The 4,269-nt window shown below is 57.2% G+C and carries 6 protein-coding genes and 2 pseudogenes; 6 read left to right on the forward strand and 2 right to left on the reverse strand.

All coding sequences use genetic code 11. The annotated features are described in order from the left end of the window. A partial coding sequence (locus BFF94_RS38535; protein WP_246637496.1) for a TIGR00366 family protein occupies nucleotides 1-113 on the reverse strand: 113 nt, incomplete at its 3' end. 381 nt (nucleotides 114-494) lie between these two features. Here BFF94_RS38535 and BFF94_RS37360 point away from each other — a divergent pair. The 6 genes and pseudogenes from BFF94_RS37360 to BFF94_RS37385 all read left to right on the forward strand — a co-directional run. Beyond that, nucleotides 495-731, forward strand: a pseudogene (locus BFF94_RS37360) (ATP-binding protein); the annotation flags it as partial. A gap of 114 nt (nucleotides 732-845) precedes the next feature. After that, entirely contained in the window at nucleotides 846-1,034 is a 189-nt protein-coding gene (locus BFF94_RS37365; RefSeq protein ID WP_128847589.1) for a hypothetical protein, read from the forward strand. 13 nt (nucleotides 1,035-1,047) lie between these two features. Beyond that, the gene (locus BFF94_RS37370) at nucleotides 1,048-1,341 is read left to right on the forward strand and encodes a hypothetical protein (protein ID WP_128847587.1); all 294 of its coding nucleotides are present in this window, start codon (nucleotides 1,048-1,050) and stop codon (nucleotides 1,339-1,341) included. A 28-nt stretch (nucleotides 1,342-1,369) separates the two neighbouring features. Beyond that, the gene (locus BFF94_RS37375; RefSeq protein ID WP_128847585.1) at nucleotides 1,370-1,660 is read left to right on the forward strand and encodes a hypothetical protein; all 291 of its coding nucleotides are present in this window, start codon (nucleotides 1,370-1,372) and stop codon (nucleotides 1,658-1,660) included. A 1-nt stretch (nucleotide 1,661) separates the two neighbouring features. Beyond that, nucleotides 1,662-1,910, forward strand: a pseudogene (locus BFF94_RS37380) (integrase core domain-containing protein); the annotation flags it as partial. Nucleotides 1,911-2,882: 972 nt separating this feature from the next. Next, nucleotides 2,883-3,440, forward strand: a complete 558-nt coding sequence (locus tag BFF94_RS37385; RefSeq protein WP_246637510.1) for a DUF3472 domain-containing protein — start codon at nucleotides 2,883-2,885, stop codon at nucleotides 3,438-3,440. Between the two features lie 606 nt (nucleotides 3,441-4,046). Here the strand turns inward: BFF94_RS37385 and BFF94_RS37390 are convergent. Beyond that, nucleotides 4,047-4,269 (reverse strand): integrase core domain-containing protein (locus tag BFF94_RS37390; RefSeq protein ID WP_219140425.1); only part of this gene is annotated, 223 nt, incomplete at its 5' end.

Genomic DNA, 4,269 nt, shown 5'->3' on the forward strand with positions numbered 1-4,269 from the left:
TGCACGATCACGGCAAGGGCCATCGTAAACAGCGTGAGGCCGATCGCGAAGACGAACGGATCGGGCAAATACCGGCGCATTAGCTCGGTAAAGAAAGCGGTGACTTTCTGCATGGGTGGGTCTCCTTCCACATCGTAATAGTTGTCGGGTCTCGCTTGGTCTCATCTCGCACGCTTGGGGCGCTTATGGGTCGCCGCGGGCGGTGGTCTTGCGAAGGCGGGCGAGTTGCATGAGCCGCCGGTCGCGCCAAGCCACGCGCTCGCCCCATTGCTCAAGCGGCAGAGCCGCGCGTCTGCGCGAGCACAAGCGCTCGCGGTTCATGCTCACGGCGCCGCCGCTTCGGCTCCCGGGAGCAATGGGCTCTCCCGTTACACCGGTCGCCACCGTTTGACCCACCGCTTGCCATTCCTCTATTTTGTCCGTACTTCAAAACATGGCTAAAGAAAGAGTCCTGATCACCGGCGGTGCGGCTGGCATCGGCGCCGCGTGCGCCGCTCTACGAACACACAAGCGTCGCAATCACGACCAACCTCAGCTTCGGTGAGTGGGCGAGCGTATTCGGGGATGCAAAGATGACGACAGCGCTGCTGGACCGGGTCACCCATCACTGCCGCATCGTCGAACCGGGCAATGAATCCAGGCGCTTCAAGTCCAGTTCTGCCAAGGCAAAGGCAACGAGAAAGAGAGCAGCAAAAGCAGCAGGCATTGAGGAGTTATCCACACCGGAATAGATGTACTACGCTGTCTCGGGGTGGGTCAGATTTAGATGAAAACGGTGGGTCAAGATTCGGTGGAAATCAACAAGCGGACAGTCGGATGCCTTCGGCCGGACCGTCTACGCGTCCTTGCACGATTTCAACGATTGGGACCATCTCGCGCTGGTCACCGGCAAGAACTACAATCTGGTCGGGATCACGCAGAGTTACGGAATTGGCGACTATCGCCCGCCGCTGATCAAGACCAGCCAGATCCAAATGGAAGAAGCCGTGCCGGCGGCCATGCTCGCGCATCTGAAACAAGTCAGTACCAAATAACGGAGAGTCGTGAATGGCTGCTTTCGATTTGCACGGCACCGTTGTTGCCGCGCTTCTGGCACTTGCGATCCCCGCTTTTGCGGAACCCCTGCAGATCGACGGCCTCTCCCCGCCGCGCGGTGCAGACACGGGAAAAGAGGTGCTCGTGCCGCGCTTTCAGTTGAATACGAGGGCCGTGCTGCAGTTCAAGCTGGTGACCAGCGCGTGCGCATCTCGCCCAGGCCAGCGCAGCTTCCGCGGCGCCTGGGCGCCCAGTACGTTGGGGCGCAAGCCGTCGTACATCCAGCCGGACCGATGCGAATCGTGATCTTTCGCAATGCGCAGGACACCGATGCGTGGCTGCGGCTGACGGCCGGCGGGGCGGCCAGCGCAGCCAGTTGCTTGACGAGCGGATCGTCGGCAGGATCAACGACGGCTTCGTCTCTCTGCTCGATCACGACGAGCCGCAGCGCGTGACCGTCAATCAACCGGTCACGCTGACCGACGACGCCGGTCGCCAATGCTGGCAGTTCGTCCTGCTCAACACCACGGTGCCCGGGAATGGGCAGGTCGACGCCGAACCGCGCGCGGACTGGTACATGCGACGGATAGCCTGCTCGCCGCGGGAGCGACCAGCCGGACACTGAGCAACCGTCTGCCGGCGGCGTCGGCGACTCGTACGATAATGCGCTGGCCGAGACGATCAACGACGTGTGCAAAGCCGAAGTCGTGCATCGGCGGTCATGGCGTACGCTGCAGGACGTCGAACTCGCGACGCTTGAATGGGTGCATTGGTACAACCACCGTCGGTTGCTCGGTCCACTCGGGTACGTGCCGCCGGCCGAAGCGGAGGACGCCTGCGATCGGAATCTCGCGCTGGCCGCTCGCGCGGCGTAGCGCGAAACTCGGCGGTCTCCGACAAATCCGGAGCGATTCAATCCGTCGGCGCCTGAGTTCTTTATACAGGTCGAAGCGCAGCGTCGCGTGGTGTTGCCGCTAGACCAGTGGGAAACCCGCGTGGCTTGGTGCGACCGGACGTTGATGAGCTTCGTGCCCGAGGAAATCAGGTTTGTGACCAGACTCGGGCTGTAGTACCGCTGGGCATTCGTTCGAACACGCACGTGGGCGTCAGACACTCATCTGTGTCCAGGATTCCTACAGCAGATCAGCTTACCTATCGCTTTGCCTCAAAATAAAAATGGAATCCGTAAAATTCCATAATTTACATGAAAAAGTGATGATCCGCACTTTTATTGTTTTCGTAAATCCTATACTGTTCTATAGCAATAGTCGCCAGGCTCTGACTATTCAGCAATTGAACTAACGAATGAAGACCCATATTCGCCCGCCTGGATCTCTGTGTGATGTAGTCGCCGGCGCTACCGATTGGTGCGCTTATTGGATTGCTTGGCAGCAAACAAACCCCCACGATGTTCGACATTGCGTGGCGATAAGCGAAATGCCGTTACAGTATGTTTTTCACGTTGCCAGAATGTATGGCCGGAGGTGGCAATACCGTGCAGGTCGTCGTGACAAAAGGGAAGCACGATTTGCCAGTTAAGAGGGCGCACGTCTGTACGTGAGTGATTATTTTCTGGATTATTTGCGGAGGTGTTTTTTACGGACATTCTATGAATTTTAATTTCGCCTGACTGTTGAAGTGGTGGGGTTTCGATGCGAAGCTTGACCCGTATAATGTTGACATGGGCCACCGAATATTTTTTGACTTGTCCGGTTGTTTGATTTTTTTGTTTGAAAAATTGACATTAGTATGAGTAACACTGATCAGCGTTAAAACTTGGCTTGATGGGATATGTCGGACCGGGATGTCATGCAGCGTGTTTATATATTTTAACTGAGAGGGCTGGTATGAAAAATTTAATCAAATTTATTTCGGTTGCTCTGACTATTTCAGCTTCGTCGATCGTGCTGGCCGACCCTAATATATCTGCTTCCGCATTGATTACGCCTGCTGGGGGCTATGACCGGATGACTTGGGATATCACGCCCGAAGTGGTTCCGGACACGGTTAATCGTAGCTTCTATTGGGCAAACCAGTTGACGTCGGAACATGGCGGCCATGCCATCTATACCGGCATCCAGCCCCGTACCGAAGGATCGAATCTCGTCATCTTTAGCGCGTTTGGCGCCGATACGACGTCGCTTGCCTCGAACTGCAAGGGGGGCGCAGATGGGGGGGCTGGAACCTCCTGTTCCCTCCCCTACGCGTGGCAGCCCGGGATCACTTATCAACTTGAGATTGTTTATAGTGCGCCAGGCCCCGACGGCGGCGATGCGACCGTCGAGGGTTCGATTACGGATAAGGGAACGGGCATCAAGACGTCGACGGGTAAGATTGCGATCCCAGCATCATGGGGGGGGGCTCCATCGGTCGGCTTACCTGTTCGACGAATACTTTCCATTTAATGCAGGCCCTAAGGATCCCGCGCAGCGAGCATGCGTCCCTTACGCGCGATACACGACTGTCCTTCCGAGTTTCTATCTCAAAGGGGTGGAATATCGGACGGCCGAGCAGGCAATTCGCCTGAACACGGGGCAGGATAAGTGCGCAATCGCCGCGGATACGCCGAATGCGCGTGCTACGCTCACCAATACGGCGACCTATCGTCTCGAGAATGGTTTCCTGCCCGGTAGCCCGGGCGCGCCTAAATAGCTGTTCCGTGGTAGCGCCCGCTGGAAGGCGGGCGCTACACGATTACTTGCCGATGGGCCCTTGTAGCCAAATGGTCGGCCCCACAAAACGCTGCAGACCCTGATACATCGGGGTTTTCGGGAGAACGACGTATCGTCGATCTCCCTGAAACGATAACGATCTGAATTGGAAACTGGGCGTTCGTGAGGCTAGCCCAATTTCCGTCCCAGTCTTAGCTGGAAAATTCCGGCTCTTCGGGGCGGGCCGAATCGGCCCGATCGGTGCACTGGCGGGCGAATTCCGCCGGAGTCATCCACTGCAATGCAGAGTGGAGACGTGCTGACCTTTCGACGTCCCCCCGTCTTCAGTAGCACCGGGCTTTAGAGTCCGGGGGGTAAATGTAGCTCTTTCTCGGCCAGTTTCCGGGCGTAGGATGCGGGCGTTAATCCGCCCAGCGATTTCTTCGGTCGTTCCTCGTTGTATTCCCGACGCCAAGTCTCGATCACGACCCTGGCATGTGACAGGCTAGTGAACCAGTTCTCGTTCAGGCATTCATCCCGGAAGCGCCCGTTAAATGATTCAATGTAGGCATTCTGGTTCGGT

The sequence above is a fragment of the Burkholderia catarinensis genome, from assembly GCF_001883705.2.
GTDB classification, from domain to species: Bacteria; Pseudomonadota; Gammaproteobacteria; order Burkholderiales; family Burkholderiaceae; genus Burkholderia; species Burkholderia catarinensis.

Bases quoted from the DNA above. Each gene is read 5' to 3' on its own strand.
- BFF94_RS37370 (WP_128847587.1), top strand. From the start codon at position 1,048: ATGGCTGCTTTCGATTTGCACGGCACCGTTGTTGCCGCGCTTCTGGCA.
- BFF94_RS37385 (WP_246637510.1), top strand. From the start codon at position 2,883: ATGAAAAATTTAATCAAATTTATTTCGGTTGCTCTGACTATTTCAGCT.